This is a genomic window from Bifidobacterium sp. M0307 (assembly GCF_016100445.1).
Taxonomy (GTDB): Bacteria; Actinomycetota; Actinomycetes; order Actinomycetales; family Bifidobacteriaceae; genus Bombiscardovia; species Bombiscardovia coryneformis.
This window is the reverse complement of the sequence record NZ_JACFSL010000002.1, coordinates 1-22,308: the sequence shown is the minus strand read 5'-3', so window position 1 is coordinate 22,308 and position 22,308 is coordinate 1. Positions and strand designations below refer to the sequence as shown.

Here is a 22,308-nt window from a genome sequence, read left to right as displayed (position 1 = left end):
GAAGAGTTTATCCAATAACTAGTCCCGCTGTCTACACATATCTAATGCGAATTGCACACAAATAGAAGGAAGAGCAAGCAAGGGCGTACTGTTATAGCCCAGCACTCCCATAACCGACCACGCACATCCGTTACCACTTCCCAGCAGTTACCCCCCCCCCTGCTCTTACCTAATCCTTTGCATTGGCGGGAGCTGCTGTTCAAATATCGGAAGTTCCACAATTGACGACCGCTTAAATATCAGTCACGGATGTAGACACTGCTGCCACTCTCGAGACTGTCTTCAGGTGGTTTCCCTATCATTCAGACAGTTTCCCGCATTAGGGAGCGTCAACGGACACGGTCAACTTCCATGGTTACCTTCAAGACTAGTGAGATCATCATCGTTGGCACCGATCAAGAATCCGTAGCGCCCTTTTTCCCCCTTCGTTAGGGCAATGAGGTTACACTTCTCCTGCAATGAACCAATCTCAGGCATGAACTTAGTGTTATCAGCTATAATTACTTGTCCCGCATCTTGTTCGCAGGCAAGGTGGTCGTATAAAGCAGCAGGGATAGTTTCCATTGCTTCCTGCAAGTCGGGATCCAACTGAGGATCATCAAGCCCAAGGAGTGGTGTGTCAATTATCAACATCCCAGGATTGTGCGCAGCATTGGAAGAGAGATATTGACGTAGTGCCAGTAAGACAGCCGTATTGACGAATGACCTATACCCCTGACCCTCTTCGCCCTTGGTTTTCCCGTTAACAACCGCATCAAAGGTAGCGCGCGAGAACTTTGCTTCTTTAAGTTTAGGAAAAGCACAAGCACCCAAGATGTCCAGTAAGTACGTACTCATTTGATCCCAGAACTCTTTGGGATATTCGTCAAGAGGAGCGAAAGTCCCAGCGGTGAATGTGAGGTCCTTTCTCTTCAGGATTTCTGCCTCGGTGTCATTCTTGCGCTCTAAGAGTTGTTGTCTCTCTGCCTGTGACGCGATGATAGCGTTATGACTAGCAATTGCGGCCTTAAGTGTCCGAAGCTGCGGCTTTAATTCGTTGCGAATATGAGACGTGATCTCTTTGGCGTTTGCAGCAAGCTGGCGCTCCTGCTCTTGTAGGGAAGTCTGCTCAAGCCCCATTTGGTCCATGGTCTTCCCGAGGTCGCTGAGGCGTACAACCAGTTCCTGCCGTTCGTGAGGATCAGGCGCTGGAATCGATGTTTGCACTTCAGGTGGTAAGTTCTGTGTGCAGACAGGACAGGCTGTTGGCGATACGAGATCACCAGTCTTAGTGTGACCCTCATCCACAAAATCAAAGCGGTCAATTCGAGCCCGGTATGAAGAAGCAAGCTCCTCATAACGACTACGCAAGCTATACGTTTCGGCTAATTCCTCACGTACCTTCTGTAGTTTTGAAACAACTTCTTGCCCTTGCTGCGTGGCTCGATTAATCCGCTGCTGGACGCGACCAAGTTCCTCCGACAGTTCTTCAACTCGCCTCTCGATTTCTGCGGGATCACTGGTTCCAAGCTCTTTATCTATAAGTTCTATTCGCTGATCTAGTTGCTCGGGCAGCGGCTTAAGATATTCAATAATTGCGAAGTTACGAATCCTCTTACTCTCTGCAGACTCGGTCTTGGCATAGGCAGCATAATTTTTCCCTGTAATCAACGAAGCAAGAGCGCACTTAAATGCTGGTTCTGCTGTATTTTGAGTCGGCAGCAGAACCGGGTCTTTTGTGCTGATACGGTCCTCATCCGCATATAGAGCATGCCAGAAAGTTCTCCAAGTGAGAGCTTGTGTTTTGAGATCTCTGTTTGCTATGACCTTGAGTTCTTCAGGATGTTCAAAACCTATAAGCCGCAGCCATACTGAGTTTAAAGATGGTTTGCGTTTCGTCTGGTTCCGCGTGTAAGTCCCTTGTTTTATGCGAGGGTCAGTGCTTGTTATCTCAATATTGTTTTGCCCAGGGCCAATAGGACGAACAAGCCTGAGATCTCCTCGAGGCGTGCATATCCTCATCCGCACTTCGGTATACCCGGATTTCTCGTTGAGAATGAACTTTTTATGATCCATGCCGAACATGTAGTCGATGCACTCAAGAATCCAGGACTTACCGGAGTTGGATGGCCCGCAAATAATATTGAGCCCTGATTTGAAGTTAACACTCGAATCTGGCCGACTCGGGTGTCCAGCCACAGTAACGCTGGAGATCCAGAAATTCGATTCCATCAAACACCCCTTTCCGATGAACCGCTTCCAATTATTCCTACTAGTTCGTTTGTGCTTAGCCCAGATGTTCGCTCAATCGTATCGAGAGCAATAAAGAAAAAACGTTGTGCATAACTAGAGCACATCTGGTTAACGATCGACTCGCCAATAGACGTGATCGTAAACGAGTAGGGCACACGAGTGTCATCTAGTTTTACTAGTCCTTGGAGTGCGAGCTTTCGGAGAGCATCCTGCATCAGAGTGGTACGAGTGCAGAGCTCTCCACCAGCAAGGCGATGAGTGCCGTTCAGATTATCTTCCCCCACACCAAAAGTACGCGCATTGACGGTAATCGTATCCAAGGCACCGAGGTAATCTGCATCAGCAGCGTCATCAAGCAAAAAGAGGAACACAAGAGCGCGCAACTCTGCTTCAAAACTGGTATCCAAAAATGTCGATCCGGTCAATTGACCCACCTCATACGTTTACGAGCCACCAGCTCGTGACACGCACCTTTCCGGCTCCACACGTCGATCAAGGCAATAATTCGATCGAGCTGATGACCATCAAATTGGACTGTCACAGATTGCGAAAGTGTTGCAAGCAAACGCTCAAGCCCACTGTTGTATTGACGCATATTGGTATCAGTTATTCCGGCATACATTCCGTCTAAGAACTCTTCGAAGAGCGACCGTCCATCGTTAACACAGTTCCATGAGGTTTCCCGTACCCACTCAGCCCGATAGAATGCTTTCCGTTGATCCTGAAAGTGTGACGCAAACTGCTCCGGAATGTCATCAACGGTGGCGCTAGTGTCGGAACGGTCCTGCTCTTCACAGTATGCCAATAAGAGAGCTTTAACATAACCAAGTTCTTGATCTTGAACCTTATCGGGTATGGCTTTCTTGGGCGGTAGTCCCAGTTTCTCATCGCCTAGACACAGCAGATTTTTTTCCCGATCAATATAAGGAACATTATCTCGATCAGCAACGTCTTCCCATGTCTGCTGAGTAAAGCTAGGTTTTTTATCAGCGCCTGCAGCCTTGGTAAAGATCCGATAAAAAAGACGTCCAAGCCTTTCGGCAACATTACCCTTGTTTATTGATGAGTCCAGCGCGTGGAGTTGATACGCAAGATCGTTAAGTGCCGGCTCTTCATATGCCCCCTTGACATTTTCTCCAAATCTGTACTCATCCCAACGTTTCGCTAATTCGCTTCCCACCCGCGCAGGCAGCAAGGTGCTCCCATTGGCATAGCCTTTCCAACTACCCTCTTTACGAAGCTCCAGCGCTGATTTTCCCGTAGGTTTCAAACCCATATCAATAAGTTCCGCAGTGAATTGGCCTAGGCTGCTGGTGCCTTTCATAAGAGGACGAATTGTCGTCATAACGACTTGAAAATCAGATTTGCTCTCCATCGCACCCCTCTCCATCGCGGTTCATCGCAATTCATCGTATCCCAACCGATCGAAAAACCCCTATTTGAGAATCTGGAAGCGCAAGGGCGGATAGCGAGCTTTAAAGCACTTGCTACAAGGCTGTTTCACTCTTGACGCGCTCAGTTTCACGAGCGCAGAAGTATACCGATCAAGTTGTAATAGGAGGTGAACAGAGACTATGGATATGACACGAATCAATATGAAGCAGACATCTCAACTGGTCGCCAAGATAGCATCCGAACTGCTTCGCGACAGTCAAACCCCTGCCAGCATAAAGTCAGTTGCCGCATCCGCACTGGCGCAGACTAAACCTCGTAAGAACAGGTAGTCAACTCGGTTGTCCTGTTATCCAGATACCAAAGACAGGACAACCGTCTTTTATGTTGACTCGATCAGGATAATTACTGAAAGGCCATCTCCCATACTCCTCGGTACGCCTCACCCATATCCAAAGAACCACCAATAAGCGATTAACTGGCACCATCTATATCCATGTCTACTGGTTTTCTCATGCCCTTAAATAACTTCTCGCCACGAGTAGTTCAGCCACCTTGAGCAATCACTACAAATCAGCTGCTCATCATGAGTTGTATCTTACCCGGAACCGCGCTCCCGACCCAGGTGGCCACTTTCACATAACAACCCTCGGAACTTATGAGTCCAATCAGCAAACTGATGTGATCCATGAGGACGTGCTCCTTCACTGGGCGTCTCTCCCTAGATGCCCTTTTCCGACCTTCACGTTAGGGAGACCTTCCTCCTATCTGCATATTTCGGAGATGCCATACCGGCGGTTGTGAGATAAACAATCATAAAGACCATTGGTACCTGTATATACAAGTACCGGTCCGAACTCATGGCAGCGACTTTACGTCGCCACCAGGAATCCGGGCCGGTACTGTATTTGCTGCTTCGCAACCAAACCATACTCAGGCGGAAATGAGCCTGCCATCCTGCAGGGTCAGCAGCCGGTTGACCCGGGCCAGGACCGAGGGCCGATGGGAGACGATCAGGTAGGCCCTGTCACCCTGTTGATCGATCAGGGATTTGAGCACCTTGCCCTCTAGGAGGGCATCCATGTTGCTGGTCGGTTCGTCCAGCAGGAGCAGGGAGGCCTGGCTCAGGAAGGCGCGGGCCAGGGCCACCCGCTGCTTCTGCCCTTCCGAGAGCTCGGACCCGTTGCCGGTCAGAACCTGGTCCAGTCCCTTGGGCAGCTGGTCAATCAGATCATCAAGGCAGGCCTGGTTGGCGGCCTCGGCAATCTCCTCCCGGCTGGCACCAGGTCGGGCTATGGCGATGTTGTCGGCCAGGGTTTCACTGAATATATAGGTATCCTGGCTCACCAGGGTCTGTCGGGCACGCAGATCAGCAGTGTTGATGGTCTCGATGGGCAGACCTGAGACGGTCAGGTCGCCAGCATTCCTGTCTCGGAAGCGCATGAGCAGGTCGATGAGCGTGGTCTTCCCGGCCCCGTTCTCACCCTGGACCCCGACCAGGTCCCCTGGCTTGATGTCCAGTTCCAGGTCATGCAGAACCAGGGAACCGCTCCCATCCTGGTCAGCCCCGGTGGCATAACCGAAGGAGAGCCCACCGGCATGGGTGCCTGAGTAGGTAGGCAGCCTGGACCCTTCAGCCACCTCTTCGACCTCAGGCTCCTCGTCCAGCAGACCGAAGACCCGTCGTGCGGCGGCGATGGTCGGTTGCAGGCCCGAGCCCAATCTGGCCACAGGAATCAGGGGGCCGAAGGAGCTGAGGAAACCAACCAGACCGATCATGGCCGGGGCCAGACCAATCGCTCCCCTGCCTGCGAGCGCGCAGACGGCCAGGGTGAAAGCGGCCATGCAGACGAGGGTGGCCACCTGGGTGGCCAGGTCGTTGTAGAGGGTGTTGCGTGAGGTGCGGCGCCGTGATTCCAGCATGTCACCGGTGGCCTCATCCAGGTTCTGCCTGACCTGCTCGGCGGCGCCCAGAGCCACCAGTTCGCGCCGTCCGTCGAGGGTCTCCAGGAGAAGGCTGTGCAGGCGCCCCTGGGCTGTCCGCTCGGCCATAGCCACGCGGAAGGTGGGCGAGGCGCTGAGGAGGGGGATGACCAGACCTACGATCAGGTAGGAAACCAGGGCCATCAGTCCCATCCACCCGGACAAGACAGTCAGCGTGACCAGGTTGACCACGGCGGTGATCACGGCAATGGCGATGGGCGACAGGGTATGGGCGTAGAAAATCTCCAGAGCCTCGATGTCATCGGTCAGGACGGTGACCATATTGCCCCGCCCCCGCCGCGACAACTTGGCCGGGGCCAGAGTCCGCATCTTATCGAAAACGGTCACACGGATGTCGCGCAGGACACTGAACGCCATTTCATGGTTGTAGTACTGCTCGCCGTAGGCCATAACCCCCTTGAGCACCCCGGCCACAATGGACGTTACCGCCCAGGCAATCCAGGTCCGGCTCAGCCAGCTCCCGTTTCCTGTCAGTCCACTCAGGCCTATCAGGGCCGCCGTCGCGGCCATGACGCACCACACAGAGCACAGGTGGCCGAGCGACCCGCATCCTATGGCCTTACCTTCGGTGGCTGCCAGGGGCCTCATCAGTCCGGCCATTCGACGCATGATGCTCAGAGAGCCGCCGCCGGCCAGGGGGCCGACCTCCTCCTTGGGCATGGCACTTGTACTGGTACCGCTCAACGAGCCGGTTCCCTTCTGCTTGGAAGTCCTCTGTCGGCTCATCGTGCGGCCTCCAACTCTTCGTATCGTTCCTGCTCGTTCCACTGGGCCGCAAAGAGTCCGCCCGCTTCCATGAGCTGGTCAAAATCACCGCTTTCCACCAAGTGCCCCTGGTCCAGAAGCAGGATCCTGTCCGCATCCCGCACCCCGGCCAGGCGGTGGGTGATGGTGATGACCAGGCTGGACCTGCCAAGCCGATCCATCAGGGCGGACAGACTGGCATCGTGCTCACGGTCGACGGCGCTGGTGGCCTCGTCGAAGATGTAGAGCCTGGATCCACGCAGGAGCCCTCGTGCAATGGAAAGGCGCTGCCTCTGCCCTCCCGACAGGTTTGAGCCACCTGGCTCAAGTCGAGATTCCAGCCCCTCCGGCCGATTCAACAGGTCTTGGAGGTCCACATCCCTCAAGGCCTGCTTCAGAACCTCATCCGAGTACCCGACACCCGCCGGGTCAAGGTTGGACCGCAGGGTGCCGCTGAAAAGATGATCGGTACCCCTGACCACGGTTTGGGAAGTTATCAGGTCCGAGGGGGACATCCGGCTTACCTGATTACCGAATATACTCAGGCTTCCCTCATACCCCTTGAGCTGCCCGCTCAGAATGGAAGCCAAAGTCGACTTGCCCGATCCGGAAGCACCGACGATACCGATATGTCCCTGCTGCGGAAGCTCGAAATTCAGGGCATGCAGTGCCGTGAACCCGTCGGGATACGTAAACCTGAGATCGCCGGCCTTGACCCCGCACTTAGCTCCGGCGCCCTCACCGTCGCCTGGATCGATCTGCTCAACAGTCGCACCTTCCTGCCTCGCACCCGTATCGGCACGTGCACCCTGGGAGGACTCGGAACCGACAGGGCCTGAAGCCTCTCGGTCGGCCCGGTCATGTGCTTCCTCCTCCTGCCTTTCCCGGCGTATGGCGGCAATGGCCTTACCCTGACGGGTGGCCACCACACCGGCATGTGCCAGGTAGCTCATACGTTGAGCGGGGGCAAAAAGACGGACACCGGTCAGGACGACCACGATGGAGGGCAGAAGCCAGATACGTGGGCCCGAGCCCCACTGGACCAGCACGGTCAGAACGGCAGCCAGGATGACGGTCAGGTGGACCATCATGTCGGCATTGATCAGACTACGCAGCTGCCCGGCCAGAACCGCCATGGTCTGGCGGCGGAAACCTTCGGAGTCCTCTGCCAGGCGGTCGGCTTCGGCCTGGTCAGCATGGAAGATCTTCAACGTATTCAGGCCACGCAGGGACTCCTCGAAGTGGACCCCCACCTTGTCGTACTTGCGCAGATGCGCCGTTTGGACCTTGGTGTTGCGTTTGGTTCCCATCCTGAGGGTAAAGGGCATGACCACCATGCCCACCAGCACGACGATGGCACCCACAGGGCTGACCGGCAGGAGGACAAGCAGCACGACAGGCAGCATCATGACCGACTGGAAGAGAATGGGCAGGAAATCCGTGAAGTAGGAAGCCACCCGCTTCACGCCCTCCGTGGACAGCATGGCAAGGCTCTGGTTGGGGCGGTTCCCATCAACCTTTCGCTGCCTGCCGTCAAACATGGAAAGGTAGAGATCCTCCGAAAGGGCCGTGCTGATTGAGGTGCCTAGAGAGGCGGAACACCGGCTGATCGCCAGAAGGCAGAGTCCTCGGACCAGAATCAGCACCACCAGGCTGACCGCCAGGGCCGGAATCCGTCCAACAAGGGGGATCAGCAGCCCCGGAACCGGCAGACCCCAGAGGAATCCCAGAGCGTAGATGGACAGGATCATGATCAGCAGCTCCGCCACGGCCCCCACCGTATGCAGGAGGCCCAAAATGACGCTGCCGGATACCTTGGCACCCGGCAAATGCAGAAGTTCCTTATTGATCATGCTTGATTCCATCCGAAAATTATCATTGCTCGTTTGTAGATGCAGACTAACAAAAGGGTTTTCGGAAGGGCAATACCCGAAATTTGGAAATCCTGAAGAGAAGCATGGAAAACCAGGAAACAGGACCGTAATCAGCGGCAGCAAGTCCAGATAGAGCAAATCTTCACGAAATCTTCATTGCCAAATCTGCAAGAATCATCTTAGACTCGTTCCACATCCATCAGACCGGCCGGGTGAGCCGCGGATCAAACTGCAGGATTGAGCCTGGGCCGTTTCTGCAGGGAGCCGATACTCCCCGTCCGGTGACTTTGGGGGGACGAGCCAGAAAAACGGTGGATGCCCAGAATAATTGCCATGACGGCCCACTACGCCCGAACGGGAGCATACGTACCCATGAACACACTCAAAGCCAAGGACCTCATCAACATCGGCATATACAGTGCCCTGTATTTCATCTGCATGGCCCTGGCCGCCTTTCTCACGGGGTTTGTGACCGGCATGATTCTGCCCGGTTTCTCGTCCATCCTCCTGCCCGGTATCGTCGGCCTGATTGCCGGACCGGTCTATATGCTCATGTCCAACAAAGTCCCCCGCTTCGGCGGCATCACCATCATGGGCATCCTGATGGGCCTCTTCTTCCTGGTCTCCGGACACTTCGCCTTCTCGTTCATCCCCTACGTGTTCTGCGGGGTCCTGGCCGACTTCCTGCAGAACGTGGTGGGCAAGGGCAAGTCCGAACCCATGCGTTACCTGAGCTACACCATATTCGCCTTCGGCAACACCGGCCCGGCCCTGCCCCTCTGGTTCATGAAGAACGCCTACGTGGCCAGCCTCGTCAGGAAGGGCAAGAACCAGGCCTATATCGATAAGGTCTTTGCGCAGATCAGCACACCCACCCTGATAATCTGTGTGGTTGTCACCATCGCAGGCGCCCTGCTGGGAGCCTGGATCGGATCAATGATCGTCAAGCGCCACTTCGCGAGGATACCTGCCAAGGCATGAAAAGGATATCGATCTACAGCAAGTTCTTCCTGGTTGTCTTTGCCAACGGGCTGCTCTTTTTCACCCTGCCCGACGCATTGACCCTGGCCATCACCCTGTATTTCTGCAGTTTCCAGTTTGTGGATGGCAGAATCAGGAAGGGCTTGAAGTGGGTCGGCATCACCGCCGTATTCGCGGTGGGGACCTATCTGGCATACCTGGCCCCCGAGAACCTCTTCGGACGTTACATACTCTTCTTCTTCGTAGGCCTGGGCAAGATGCTGCCGGTCGTGATTGTAGGGGCCTACATATCCGGAACCACCAAGGTCTCCGAAATCATCTGCAGCCTGCGCTGCCTGCACGTTCCCCAGTGGATAGTCATACCCACCAGCGTGCTCTTCCGCTTCTTCCCGACCGTACGGAACGACTACCGGCAGATTCGCAAGGCCATGAAGTTCAGGGGGATTGCCACCACCACCGGCGACATGGTGCGTCACCCCGTCAGAACCATGGAGTTCATCTACGTGCCGCTGCTGAGCAATGCCACCAATGTGGCATCCGACCTGGCATCGGCTGCATTGACAAGAGGACTCACCGACCCTGGCCCAAAGACCTCCCTGGTCCGGGTCAGGTTCACCCCGGCGGATGCCGCCATGTGCCTGCTGGGACTCGTCCTGATTGGAGCTGCCTTCTATGCTCTCCGGTAAGAACATCAGCTTTGTCTACGAAGACGCCGCGCAACCATCGCTGGACCATGTCAATATGGAGGTCGGCAAGGGGCAGCTCCTGGTGATTACAGGCAAGAGCGGATGCGGCAAGACCACCATATCCAGGATTGTCAACGGCCTGATTCCCGAACTCTACGAGGGTGAGCTGGATGGGCACTGCCTTCTGGACGGTACCGAGACCATCGATCAGCCCATATACCAACTGTCCAGAAGGGTGGGCTCGGTATTCCAGAACCCCAAAACCCAGTTCTTCACCACCGACGTGCGCAGCGAACTGGCCTTCCCCTTGGAGAACATGGGGATGGAGCGGGAAACCATCAGCAAGCGCATGGACCAGGTGACCGCCCTCTTCGGCATCGAACGTCTGCTTGATCGCAGCATGTTCTCCCTATCGGGCGGCGAAAAACAGATGATTGCCATAGCCTCATCCTGCATGGCCGACCCCGAGCTGCTGGTCCTGGACGAACCTTCCAGCAACCTCGATGTAGAGGCCATAGAGGAGCTGACCGCCATTCTCGGCAAACTCAAGGCCCTGGGGCTGACCATCCTGGTCATCGAGCACAGGCTCTACTACCTGAGGGACCTGGCCGACAGGTTCCTGGTCATCCGTGACGGACAGGTGGCCGGCACCTTCACCCCGGAATCCATGGCGGCCATCAGCCCCGAAGAACGCGAGCAGCTTGGCCTGCGGGCCCTGGTCCTGCCCGAGCCACACAATGCCGACAGCCCGGCATCAGCCACCGTAACAGCGACCGGTCGGAGTGAATCCAGCCTCCGGGTAACCAATCTCTCCTTCTCTTACGACCACGGACAGACCCCGGCCGTACAGATTGACGACCTGACGGTATCCAACCAGCAGATCACCGGTATCATCGGCAGAAACGGAGCAGGTAAGAGCACCCTGGCCAACCTTCTGACCGGACTGCACAAGGCCGAACACGGCGGTGAGTTCTTCCTGAACGGCAAGCGGCAGTCGACAAGGGAGCTGATAGAGAACTCCTACATGGTCTTCCAGGACGTGAACTACCAGCTCTTCTGCGAGAACGTCCGCAAGGAGCTCCTCCTGGGTGCCAGACGGCCCGAACTCCTCGATGACGTCACCTCGGAACTGGACCTGGACGGCCTGCTTGACCGTCATCCCAACACCCTGTCGGGCGGAGAGAAGCAGCGGGTGGCCATAGCAGCGGCCATCATGGCCGACAAGCATCTGGTCATCCTGGACGAACCCACGAGCGGCCTGGATCTGTATCACATGAACCAGGTGACTCGGGCCATACGGTACATGCAGGACCGAGGCACCATAATCCTGATAATCTCCCACGATGAAGAGTTCCTCCGGCAGACCTGTCAACGCTTCCTGACCTTCCGCCAGGGCAGACTGGTGACCGACCAAAACAGTATGGAAAGCCTGATCGGCGCCCTCTAGGCATACCCTGCGACACGCCTGAACCACAGTGCTTCCCCTTGGACCTGACCACCCCTTGTGTCTACAGTTTTACTGGGGAATACCGGTATCGGGATGCGGAGCAACCATACGCTTCGGTCACCAAACCCGGCTGTCAAGGAAAAGAAGGGCACGAATGGGCTACATCGACGTCATCGGAGAAACGAAGCGGTATGTGACCGGTGCAACGACCATTGCGGCCAACAAGGACGTCACCTTCTCCATCGACAAGGGGGAACTGGTCGTCATCCTGGGAGCCTCTGGCGCAGGCAAATCGACCGTTCTGAACATCCTGGGCGGGATGGACACCTGCAGCGAGGGCCAGGTGGTCGTGGACGGCAAGGACATCGCCGGCTATGACGCCCGACAGCTGACGACCTACCGCCGCTATGACGTGGGATTCGTCTTCCAGTTCTACAACCTGGTGGCCAACCTGACCGCCCGGGAAAACGTGGAGTTGGCATCGGAGATCGTGGAAAACGCCGCCGACCCGGTCCAGACCCTGATTGATGTCGGTCTGGGTGACCGGATTGACAACTTCCCCGCCCAGCTTTCGGGCGGCGAGCAGCAGCGGGTGGCCATCGCCAGGGCCGTGGCCAAGAACCCCAAGATCCTTCTCTGCGACGAGCCCACCGGGGCACTGGATTATCGGACCGGCAAGCAGGTGCTGCGCATCCTCCAGGACCAGTGCCGCAAGCACGGCGCCACTGTGGTTATCGTCACCCACAATGCAGCCATCGCCCCCATCGCCGACCGGGTGATTCGCATGCATGACGCCCGGGTACAGTCCGTAGAGACCAACAGCAGCCCCGAAGACATCGACAACGTGGAGTGGTGAAGATGCAGACCGTCAGAAGGGTGCTCTGGCACGACATCCGCATTTCCTTCCGCAAGTCCCTGGGACGGTTCATCTCCATCGTCTGCCTGGTCGCACTAGGGTCCTTCGCCCTGGTGGGATTGAGCGTGGCCGGACCGGACATGCGACAGGCAGGCAACGCCTACCTTTCCGAACACCACCTGGCCGATTTGACGGTCATCAGCAGCTATGGGCTGGACCAGGACGACCGAAAGGCCATAGACACCGCGCCGGGCAGCTCCGGAATCGAGTACGGCTACCTCAAGGACGTGGTCCTGAAAGGGGGCGACCAGAGCCTGCGCATCTACTCGGCCCCCAAACGAATATCCACCTACGAACTGGTGGAGGGGTCCATGCCCACCAGGCCGGACCAGATAGCCATCGATACGGCCCTGGCCGAAAACCACCCCATCGGCACCAGCATTGAAGTGGACGAAAAGGCCGACCAGCTGGGCAGGAAGATACTCAGACACCACAGGTTCCAGGTGGTCGGGACGGTCAAATCGACCGAAATCCTGAGCAAGGTCAACATGGGGCCGTCCACCGCCGGGTCGGGATCCCTGGATTCATATGCCGTATCCACACCGGGTGCCTTCGATTCCGACGAGGTCATGATTGCCCGCCTGACCTTCAAGGACCTGGACCGGATTCAGGACCACTACTCGGACCGGTATATCAATGCACTGCAAGGTCACAAGGACGCCCTGAACAGGATTCTGTCCGATCGCCCCACGGCAAGGCTTGCCACCGTCAAACGCCCCCTCAAGGAAAAGCTGGACCAGGGGCAGGACCAGGTGAATCAGGCCAGGAGGGAGCTCGAAGGAAACCGACGACAACTGGACGAGGGCCGACAGCAACTGGACCAGGCCGCCCAGAGCCTCCTGGCAGCCAGGGACCAGATGGCATCCCAGACGGCCGAGGCCCAGGCAGCCATCGACCAAGGGCAGCGGCAGGCTGACCAGGGCCAGGCCGAACTGACTCGGCAACAGGCCATATACCAATCTTCGGCGGACCAGGTGGCCCAAGGCAGGGGGCAGGTCGACCAGGGCCAGGCGGCCATCAACCAGGGGCAGGACCAGCTTGATGCCTCCCGCCAGCAACTGGAGAACGGGAAGACCCAGGCCGACCAGGCCGTGGCCCAGACCCAGGCCGACCAGGCCCAATGCAGGCAGGGCATCACGCAGGTCACCAGCCAGATTCAGGCCGTCGACACGGAGCTGTCAGCCCCCGGGCTGACCCCCGAACAGGAGGAGAAGCTCAACCGCACGAAGGCGGAACTCCAGGGCCAGCTAGACGAGCTCAACCGTCAGTCACCCCAAATCGATGCCATGGTGGCCGAAGTCCAGGCAGGCCGCGAGGCCTTCATGTCCAACCAGTACACCCCGGGCATGGCCCAGGTCGCAGCCACCCAGCAGGAACTCGACGGGCGGCGCCAGGATCTGATTCAGGCGAGGGCAGAGGTCGAAGAGGGCGAGCGCCAGCTGGCCCAGGGGAAAACCCAACTGGACCAGGCCACCGCCCAGCTCGACCAGGGCCGGGCAAGGCTGGATCAGTCCCGGCAGACACTGGCTGCCAGTAGGGCTTCGGCACAGGAGCAAATCGATCAGGGTCAATCCGCCTTAAACCAGAACACCGCGGATTATCAGGCCAAACTGGGCCAATTCAACCGGGAGAGCCCTGAGGCCCTGAAGAAAATCGACGACTCCCAGGAGGAGCTGAACAAGTCGTCCGACCGGCTGAAGCGCATGGGGAAGCCCGTCTACGCTCTGGACTCACGCAGGGAAGCGCCCGGTTCAGAGGGCTACAAGGTCTACGTCTCCGTCTCCTTCATCGTGGATTCCCTGGCCAAGATCTTCCCCTACTTCATGTACCTGGTGGCCGCCCTGGTCACTTTCACAACCATGACCCGCTTCGTGGATGAGGAGCGAATCAACGCAGGAACACTGAAGGCCCTGGGTTATCGGGACCGCGATGTCATGGCCAAGTTCCTGGTCTACGGCGGGGTGGCCTCGGCCCTGGGTGCCATCATCGGCGTCATCACCGGCCACACCCTCATGCCCTGGATTATCTACCAGGCATATTCCCCTGCCTTCGACATGCCACCCATCCACTACGGCTTCCACCTGCCAATCACCCTCCTGGCCTGCCTGCTGGCCTTCCTGAGTGCCGTGGTCCCGGCCTTCCTGAGTGCCTGGCGGGAGCTGCGCGAGAAGCCCTCCGCCCTCCTCCTGCCCAAACCGCCCAGCGCCGGATCGAAGATTCTCCTCGAACATATTCCGCTGATTTGGAATCGGCTCAATTTCACCCACAAGGTCACCGCCCGGAACATATTCCGCTACAAGCAGCGGATGCTGATGACCATCTTCGGGGTCTGCGGCTCCGTGGCCCTTCTGATGACCGGGTTCGGCGTACAGGGGTCCATATCGGCCATCAACGAGCATCAGTTCGGCCAGGTGGTTCGCTACGACCTGATTGCCGCCGAGAGCAGTCAGGCCACCGCCGACCAGCAGGCCACCATCAGGAAGCGGCTGGACAGGGCCGACGTGAACGGGTCCATGAACGTCCGTTACGAGGAAATGAGCAAGACAGCAGGCCACAACGCCGACAAGCAGTCCATCACGATGCTTGCGCCGGCCTCGGTCAGCCACCTGAACGACTTCATCAACCTGGACACCCGCTCGGGCCACAAACCCCTGGACCTCACGGGCGACGGGGTGGTCATCTCCGAGCGGATAGCCCAGCTGACCGGAACCAAGGTCGGTGGGTCCATCACCCTCCAGGATTCCGGAGGCAGGGACAGAACCATGCGGGTGGATGGAATCTGCGAGATGTATCTGGGGCACTTCGTCTTCATGAGTCCGACCACCTACCAGGCCGTTTTCCACCAGGACTACTCCGCCAATGCCCACCTGGTCGCCTTCAAGGATTCCAGCGTGGAGAACACCCGGAAGCAGGCCGCCTCCTTCATGCGGATCGACGGCATCCAGGGCGTGGTGCAGAACACCACCATGATGGGCCAGATCGACACAGTGGTCCGGTCCATGAACATAATCATGCAGGTGCTGATTATCGTGGCCACCCTCCTGGCCCTGGTCATTCTCTACAATCTGACCAACCTGAACGTTGAGGAGCGCATCCGCGAGCTGAGCACCATCAAGGTCCTGGGCTTCTACGACCACGAAGTGACCATGTACATCTACCGGGAAACCATCCTCCTCTCGGCCATCGGAGTCCTTGCCGGGTACGGATTCGGAGCCTGGCTCCACCACTACATCATCACCACCGTCCCGCCCGACAACATCATGTTCGACCCCTCCATCAGGTGGGTGGCCTTCGCCATTCCCCTGGTCATGATCGTGGTCATCACGGCCGTTCTGGGATGGCTGGTCAACCACAAGCTCAGGAACGTAGACATGCTGGAAGCCCTGAAGTCCGTGGATTAGACGGCACCCAGGCTTTACCCATACTTGTGGCGTAAGCTTGAGCTTCTGGAATCGATATCACTGAACAGCCAAGAAGCGGGGAATCATAGTGCTGCAGATTGAACACGTCTCCAAACAGTACAAGACCGGGGATTTTGTCCAGCAGGCCCTGGATGACGTCAGCGTCAACCTGCGGGACAACGAGTTCGTGGCCATCCTGGGCCCATCGGGATCAGGCAAGACCACTCTGCTGAACATCATCGGCGGTCTGGACCGGTACGACAGCGGAGACCTGATCATCAACGGGACATCCACCAAGAAGTACAAGGACCGGGACTGGGACTCCTACCGTAACCACACGGTTGGTTTCGTATTCCAGAGCTATAACCTGATTCCCCACCAGACCATCCTCTCGAACGTGGAGCTGGCCCTGACCATTTCCGGGGTATCCCGCAAGGAACGCCATACCCGGGCAGTCAAGGCCCTGGAGCAGGTAGGCCTGGGCGAGCATGTCAACAAGCGACCCAACCAGCTCTCCGGCGGCCAGATGCAAAGGGTTGCCATAGCCCGTGCCCTGGTGAACAACCCCAGTATCCTCCTGGCCGACGAGCCCACCGGGGCACTGGACTCCGAGACCTCGGTCCAGATCATGGACCTCCTCAAGGAGGTGGCCAAGGACCGCCTGGTCGTCATGGTCACCCACAATCCGGAACTGGCCCACCAGTACGCCACACGAATCGTGGAACTGCACGACGGGGTCATTCTCAGCGATTCCAATCCTGTGGTCGAGGAAGAGGTTCCCAAGGAGCAGGCCCAGCACCGCACCTTCGGCAAGGCCTCGATGGGGCTCCTTACCTCCCTCTCCCTGAGCTTCAACAACCTGCGGACCAAAAAGGCCAGGACCCTTCTCACCTCCTTCGCCGGGTCAATCGGCATCATCGGCATAGCGCTGATCCTGTCCGTATCCACCGGCGTGAACCGGTACATCGACAACATCCAGCGTGAGACCATGACCTCCTACCCCATCACGATCCAGGAGCAGTCCTTCGACCTGAACAAGATCATGGACTCGGCCCAGGAATCCGAAAAGGAGGCCAAGTCCCACAAGGACCTCAAGGCCATATACCCCGATGATTCCAGCATCAAGGGGGCCTCGAGCCTGACCAGCAGCATCACCCAGAACAACCTGACAGGCTTCAAGAAGTACCTGGACAACCCCAAGAGCGAGATTCACCAGTACGTAGGGTCGGTGGGCATTCAGTACTCCTACGACACCAAGTTCGCTGTCTTCGGGCATGATCCCGAGGGCAAGCTGGTCTCCGCCGACAAGGTGACCATGGGTGCGCAGGACACCGGCTCCGCAGCCAGTCAGATGGCCTCCGCCAACACGAACAGCGATATGGGCGACATCCAGTCCATGCAGATGTCGCACCTGACCGGCAAGACCGACAAGAACAAGGCTCCGGAGATCTTCGGGGAGATCATGCCCGGTGCAGATGCCAAGACCACCATCAGCAAGGTGGTGACCGACAACTACCAGGTGGTTGACGGTTCCTGGCCCAAGGCCAAGGATCAGGTCGTTCTGGTGCTGGACAAGAACAACCAGATCCCCGTCACCAGCCTCTACAAACTTGGCATCCTGCCCTCCAACCAGTACTCCGACATCATGAGCAAGCTCAACAGCGGCCAGGAGGTCGAAACCGACACCTCCCCCATCGACTACTCCAAGGTCATGCAGCAGAAGCTCTCCATGGTGCCGGCCGCAGACCAGTACGTCAAGGGTGATGACGGCCACTACCGCTACATCGGCGACAACGCGGACGAAATGGCCAAGGTAGCCGACAAGGCCATGCCCCTGCAGATCGTCGGGGTCGTCCGACCCAACGAGGACGCCAAGGCCACCCCGCTCAAGGTGGGCGTTGGATACACGCGGCAACTGACCGACTACCTGATTGACCAGGCCAAGACCAGCCCCATCGTCACCGACCAGGAGGCCGACCAGGACCATAGCGTCCTGAACGGCATGGCCTTCGCCCCTGCGGACGATGCGGCCAAGGCCAGCGACGCCAAGGATTACATCGCTTCCCTTGGGGTCAGCCAGAAGGCCACCATGGCCCAGGGCTTCATGAGTGGTTCAGCGACCGGGGTTCAGATGGGAGCCGGCTCCCAGGGATCTGCAGCCACCGCCCCGTCGGAGCAGGCCAGCGCCTCAGGTGCCATGGCCGAGCAGCAGACCGCGCAGGCCTTCGACCAGTACATCGCCACGGCCCCGCAAGATGTTCTGGTCGCCATATACAACCAGTACGTTTCCACCGGCACATACGCCGACAACCTGAGTGACTTCGGCATGGTCTCCCGGAACGCCCCCTCCCGAATCAGCATCTACACGGACAGCTTCGAAAACAAGAACTCCGTAGGTGATGCCATCAAACACTACAACGACAAGACCTCGGAGAAGAACAAGATTGTCTACACGGACTACGTAGGCCTGATGATGAACTCGGTGACCACCATCATCAACGTCATCACTTACGTCCTGATTGCCTTCGTGGGGGTCTCCCTGGTGGTCTCCTCAATCATGATCGGCATCATCACCTACATCTCGGTCCTGGAACGGACCAAGGAGATCGGGATTCTCCGTGCCATGGGAGCATCCAAGCGGAACGTCTCCAACGTCTTCAATGCCGAGACCGGCATCATCGGCCTCCTGGCCGGCCTCCTGGGTGTGGGAATCACCCTCCTCCTGATAATCCCGGCCAACAGCATCATGCATCACTTCATGGGAACCACTGAAGTCAACGCAGCCCTCCCTGTCTCCGGCGGAGTGGCTCTGGTCGTTCTGAGTGTGGTCCTGACCCTGATTGGCGGCCTGATTCCCTCCCGGAAGGCAGCCAAGCAGGATCCCGCCACGGCATTGCGCACCGAGTAAGGCATGAGGACCCGATGCCGGCAATGACGGATAAGTGAATTCCCACACAGTCGGCCCCTGAGACCGCTCTTCCCGGGCTCTGGAATGCCATAATGGACCCGTGAACGAACAACTCAACCAGATGCCCAACCAAGAGGACGGGTCCGGTAAGTCAGCCCCAGGGGGGCAGCCCCTCTTCCCCGGGCGGGCCTTCATCAGTACTGTCCTGGACGTGGTCGAGAGCAAGAAGACCATGAGCGGCGATCTGACGGGGAAGTACCTCCAGCGGGCCACTGCGGCCGGCCTGTTCATAGGCATCTTCTTTACGGCCTATTTCGTCATCATGGGGCAGGCCGGTCAGAACCCGGACAACCATGGCCTGGTCCTGGCGGGGAAGGTCCTGGCCGCGACCACCTTCGGGTGGGCTCTGGTCCTGATCTACTACACCAACTCTGAACTGCTGACCTCCAACATGATGGTGGTCACCATAGGCGCCTACCACAAGCGCCTAGGCTGGCTGACATCGCTGCGAATCCTGGGCCTCTGCTTCCTGGGCAATCTGGTTGGACTCCTGATTGTGTCCGTCATCCTTCGATTCTCTTCCATCGTCAGCGGGCCGACCCTTGACCAGATGTTGACAGCGGCAGCCACCAAGACCGGCTACGTCTCGGGAGGCCCCATGGGCTTCGCCGACCTCTTCGTCCGCGGTATTCTATGCAACTTCTGCATCAACGTCGCCATGCTCATGGTGTACAACGGCAAGCTCTCCAACGACTTCACCAAGTGCACCATCATGATTGTGTCTGTCTTCGTGTTCTCCTTCTGCGGCTTCGAGCACTCTGTCGCCGATTCCGCCCTCTTCCTCACTCTCGGGGTCTTCGGGCAGGTCAATGCCTGGAAGGCCATCCTGGTGGTCATCGTGGCCATGTTGGGCAACTACGTGGGTGGTGGCATCCTGATTGGGCTGAACTTCGCCACCATGAACGACGAGAGGCATTTCAAGGCCTAGAAACGCACGGTACTCATTGCCCTTCAGAGGTGCGGATGTGCTTACAAGGGTGGGTGAAAGGACGTTCCTGAAGGAAATCGAATCCGGCAAGCGAATCGGCACTCAGTTCTGATGGATTCAAGGCATTGCTCACTATTGCTGGGGAGAATGAGCGTCGCCATTTTTCAGATAGCCCTTTATGGATTAGAGTCATTGCCGCGGTAGGATATATATATCGGTCTTCTCTAACACTGCAAGGGTGGCAGTGGACGTAATCAGATGATTCACCTAGGAATCGAGAGATGCGTATGTTTCTGTTGAAGCTTGTGGTGCGTTCCGTGGCTATTGATGTGGCATCGTGGCTGGCATTGATCGTCACTTCTGCGATTCTGGCGGTGACGGTCACTCTGGACATTGGATTGGTGGTTGTCGGTGCTCGCACATCTGGCGAGGCGCAGCAGGCGTTCGTCGCATTCGGATGTGTGGCGTTGGGGTTCTGTGTTCTGGTGGGTCTCCTGTCGCTGATGATGGTGATTCGCGTATGTTTGGGATTACAACGTCGTTCCGTGGGGCTGTGGCAGTTGGCGGGCGTTTTACCCCGGACGGTGTTCGTTGTGCTTCTTGGCGAGGTACTTCTGGTGGGTCTGCTGTCCTCCCTGCTGGGTGCGCTGGTGGCGGTACTGGCATGGTTCCCGTTCGCGCGCCTTATTTCTTCCAGCGGGCTGCCCTCGAATAGCGCACTGACTCAACCTCTTATTCCACTCGCTTTGTGGATTGGCGCCGGATCCACCGGCGTGATCTGCGTTCTTGGCGGGCTGCTTCCGGCCAGGAGAATCGCGCGCGGCGATGTTCTGGAGGCAGTACGCGGTGACGGTCAGACATCGCGGAGTGGATTTTCTTTGCGAAAGCGCATCTTAAGAGCCGTGCTGTCAGTCGCCATTATCGCAGGCACTGCGGCGCTCTACATAGCGATAGGCCATGCGCAACCGCTTATCTCGAAGCGGGCTGTGGGAGATTTCATGACCGTGTACGCGGGTATGGGCATGCTCGTGTGCCTGGTGATCGCATGCTGCGCCACCCCTCTGATACGAGGGCTGCTCGCGCTCATCGGCCTGGGCTCCGATCGACTCGGTACTCCGTGGTTTCTGGCGGTGCGTGAAGCATCCTCGCACCCCGACCTGACCCGCGGGCTGATAATGCCCATCGGACTGGCCGGCGGCGCGGTAGGTGTGATGATGGCGTGGATCGACAAACTGAGTTCAGTGCTTTCTGGATCCGGCGAGACCGTGTCTGCGCCCCCAAAACAGATGGCGGTGCTGTTCGGCGGGGCTGTCATCATCGGATGCGTCGCCGCCTCGTCGGTCGTGTTCGCCACCATGCGCAGCAGAGGCAGGGATGCCGCGGTCCTGATCGCAGGCGGCGGCACTAGCGGACTGGTCTGGATGAAAGTCGCATGCGAGACCGTGATCTACCTGGCCCTTTCGCTCGTCGTCGCCTACGCAATCGTGTGGATCAACGAGCTGGCCATGGACCACGCATTCACCTCAGGACCGCTACCATCCGCACCATTCACCATGCCGGGCTGGGAGGCCGCAGGAATCGTGGTTTTCGGCATGCTTTTCGTTGTCGTGATGCTTGCCGCCATCACTGCAGGAATCACCCACAGACAGGTAATCGACGTAGTTCTCGACGAAAGGTAGATCATGACATCACCATTGCTCGCAGCCTCGGGGATCCGCAAGGCCTACCACACAAGAAGAGACCGTGTCGAAGTGTTACGTGGCATTGATCTGAGCGTGCACCCCGGCGAGTTCGTGGCCATCGTCGGCAGGTCGGGTTCAGGCAAGTCCACGCTGCTTTATTGCCTGTGTGGACTGCTTAAGCCAGATTCCGGGTCCATCAGTTTGTGTGGACAGGACGTCACAGGACAATCCAACGCGCAGCTCTCACGACTACGACGCGATCACGTCGGATTCGTGTTCCAGGATCTCAACCTGGTCAGTGCACTCAACGTCGCTGACAATGTGCTCCTCCCTGCCAAGATGGCCGGCATCCACGCCTCTCGTAAGCAAGTCTATGCACTCCTGAAACAGGTGGGTCTCGACGGCATGGGACATGAGCGGACGGAAAATCTGTCGGGAGGGCAGCGTCAGCGCGTCGCCATCGCCAGGGCGCTGCTGCGCCATCCCGATATCCTATTCGCAGATGAGCCGACCGGATCGCTCGATCCTTCGACCGCGCAATCGGTCATGCAGCTCTTGCGGCAGACCGTCACACCCGGCAGCGCACTGGTCATGGTCACACATGACCTAGATATCGCCGCGACCGCTGACAGAGTCGTCGTGCTGTCCAACGGCATCTGCGATGATGTCTTGACCCATCCCACCGTCGAGCAGCTTTTCGAACTCACTCAAGAGGAAAACGACTGACTGGCACGTGAACGGTTGGCGGTAAAAGTACTCACATCCAATGTACTAGATACATAGATTATGATGCCTCAGGCAATCCTGTGCCCTCAGCGTCGTCTGGTGGTGTCGGATCTTTGCAGGCCCGGCTACGTGTCCGGCAAGGGCGTTCAGGTGCGTGCAGGGTGGTGACGTGTCCGACGGGGGTCTTCATGTCAGCTTTGCGTGCGCTTCCGGGTGTGTGTTCGTGTTTGGGTATATGTGGAGAAGGGGCCCCGTCGCGGCGTGTGCCGTGCGGGGCCCCTTGTGAGTTGTGGAGCGGCGGTGTGCTACTCTCCCACACCCTTCCGA

Annotated in this window: 14 protein-coding genes; 9 read left to right on the top strand and 5 right to left on the bottom strand. The window is 57.9% G+C overall.

Annotated elements, in window-relative coordinates; genetic code table 11:
• Positions 1 to 342: 342 nt before the first annotated feature.
• The 5 genes from H3V08_RS06900 to H3V08_RS06880 form a co-directional block, all read right to left on the bottom strand.
• Positions 343 to 2,211 (bottom strand): AAA family ATPase, encoded by a 1,869-nt coding sequence (locus H3V08_RS06900; RefSeq protein ID WP_198182177.1) that lies wholly within the window; start codon positions 2,209 to 2,211, stop codon positions 343 to 345.
• Positions 2,211 to 2,657, bottom strand: a complete 447-nt coding sequence (locus H3V08_RS06895) for an ABC-three component system middle component 2 (protein ID WP_198182176.1) — start codon at positions 2,655 to 2,657, stop codon at positions 2,211 to 2,213. The genes H3V08_RS06900 and H3V08_RS06895 overlap by 1 nt, the downstream gene beginning before the upstream one ends.
• Entirely contained in the window at positions 2,654 to 3,607 is a 954-nt protein-coding gene (locus H3V08_RS06890; protein ID WP_198182175.1) for an ABC-three component system protein, read from the bottom strand. The genes H3V08_RS06895 and H3V08_RS06890 overlap by 4 nt, the downstream gene beginning before the upstream one ends.
• Before the next feature lie 950 nt (positions 3,608 to 4,557).
• Positions 4,558 to 6,354 (bottom strand): amino acid ABC transporter ATP-binding/permease protein, encoded by a 1,797-nt coding sequence (locus H3V08_RS06885; RefSeq protein WP_198182174.1) that lies wholly within the window; start codon positions 6,352 to 6,354, stop codon positions 4,558 to 4,560.
• Positions 6,351 to 8,237: an ATP-binding cassette domain-containing protein gene (locus H3V08_RS06880; protein WP_198182173.1), complete on the bottom strand. Its 1,887-nt coding sequence runs from the start codon at positions 8,235 to 8,237 to the stop codon at positions 6,351 to 6,353. Before H3V08_RS06880 ends, H3V08_RS06885 begins: the two co-directional genes overlap by 4 nt.
• A 324-nt stretch (positions 8,238 to 8,561) precedes the next feature.
• Here H3V08_RS06880 and H3V08_RS06875 point away from each other — a divergent pair, with 324 nt between their 5' ends.
• The 9 genes from H3V08_RS06875 to H3V08_RS06835 all read left to right on the top strand — a co-directional run bounded on the left by H3V08_RS06875 (position 8,562) and on the right by H3V08_RS06835 (position 21,981).
• A complete protein-coding gene (locus tag H3V08_RS06875; RefSeq protein WP_232340439.1) occupies positions 8,562 to 9,227 on the top strand; it encodes an MptD family putative ECF transporter S component in 666 nt (221 codons plus the stop codon).
• The gene (locus H3V08_RS06870) at positions 9,224 to 9,913 is read left to right on the top strand and encodes an energy-coupling factor transporter transmembrane component T (RefSeq protein WP_198182172.1); all 690 of its coding nucleotides are present in this window, start codon (positions 9,224 to 9,226) and stop codon (positions 9,911 to 9,913) included. The genes H3V08_RS06875 and H3V08_RS06870 overlap by 4 nt, the downstream gene beginning before the upstream one ends.
• Entirely contained in the window at positions 9,900 to 11,360 is a 1,461-nt protein-coding gene (locus tag H3V08_RS06865) for an ABC transporter ATP-binding protein (protein ID WP_198182171.1), read from the top strand. Before H3V08_RS06870 ends, H3V08_RS06865 begins: the two co-directional genes overlap by 14 nt.
• Positions 11,361 to 11,514: 154 nt before the next feature.
• Complete coding sequence (locus tag H3V08_RS06860) at positions 11,515 to 12,216, top strand: ABC transporter ATP-binding protein (protein WP_033491531.1); 702 nt, start codon at positions 11,515 to 11,517, stop codon at positions 12,214 to 12,216.
• Between the two features lie 2 nt (positions 12,217 to 12,218).
• Entirely contained in the window at positions 12,219 to 15,677 is a 3,459-nt protein-coding gene (locus tag H3V08_RS07600; protein ID WP_198182170.1) for an FtsX-like permease family protein, read from the top strand.
• 88 nt (positions 15,678 to 15,765) lie between these two features.
• Positions 15,766 to 18,585 (top strand): ABC transporter ATP-binding protein/permease, encoded by a 2,820-nt coding sequence (locus tag H3V08_RS06850; RefSeq protein WP_198182169.1) that lies wholly within the window; start codon positions 15,766 to 15,768, stop codon positions 18,583 to 18,585.
• Positions 18,586 to 18,685: 100 nt separating this feature from the next.
• A complete protein-coding gene (locus H3V08_RS06845; RefSeq protein WP_231570880.1) occupies positions 18,686 to 19,573 on the top strand; it encodes a formate/nitrite transporter family protein in 888 nt (295 codons plus the stop codon).
• 287 nt (positions 19,574 to 19,860) lie between these two features.
• Positions 19,861 to 21,252 carry an FtsX-like permease family protein gene (locus H3V08_RS06840; protein WP_198182168.1) on the top strand — a complete coding sequence of 464 codons (1,392 nt, stop codon included), beginning with the start codon at positions 19,861 to 19,863 and terminating at the stop codon, positions 21,250 to 21,252.
• Positions 21,253 to 21,255: 3 nt separating this feature from the next.
• Complete coding sequence (locus H3V08_RS06835) at positions 21,256 to 21,981, top strand: ABC transporter ATP-binding protein (protein ID WP_198182167.1); 726 nt, start codon at positions 21,256 to 21,258, stop codon at positions 21,979 to 21,981.
• The last annotated feature ends 327 nt before the right edge of the window (positions 21,982 to 22,308 follow it).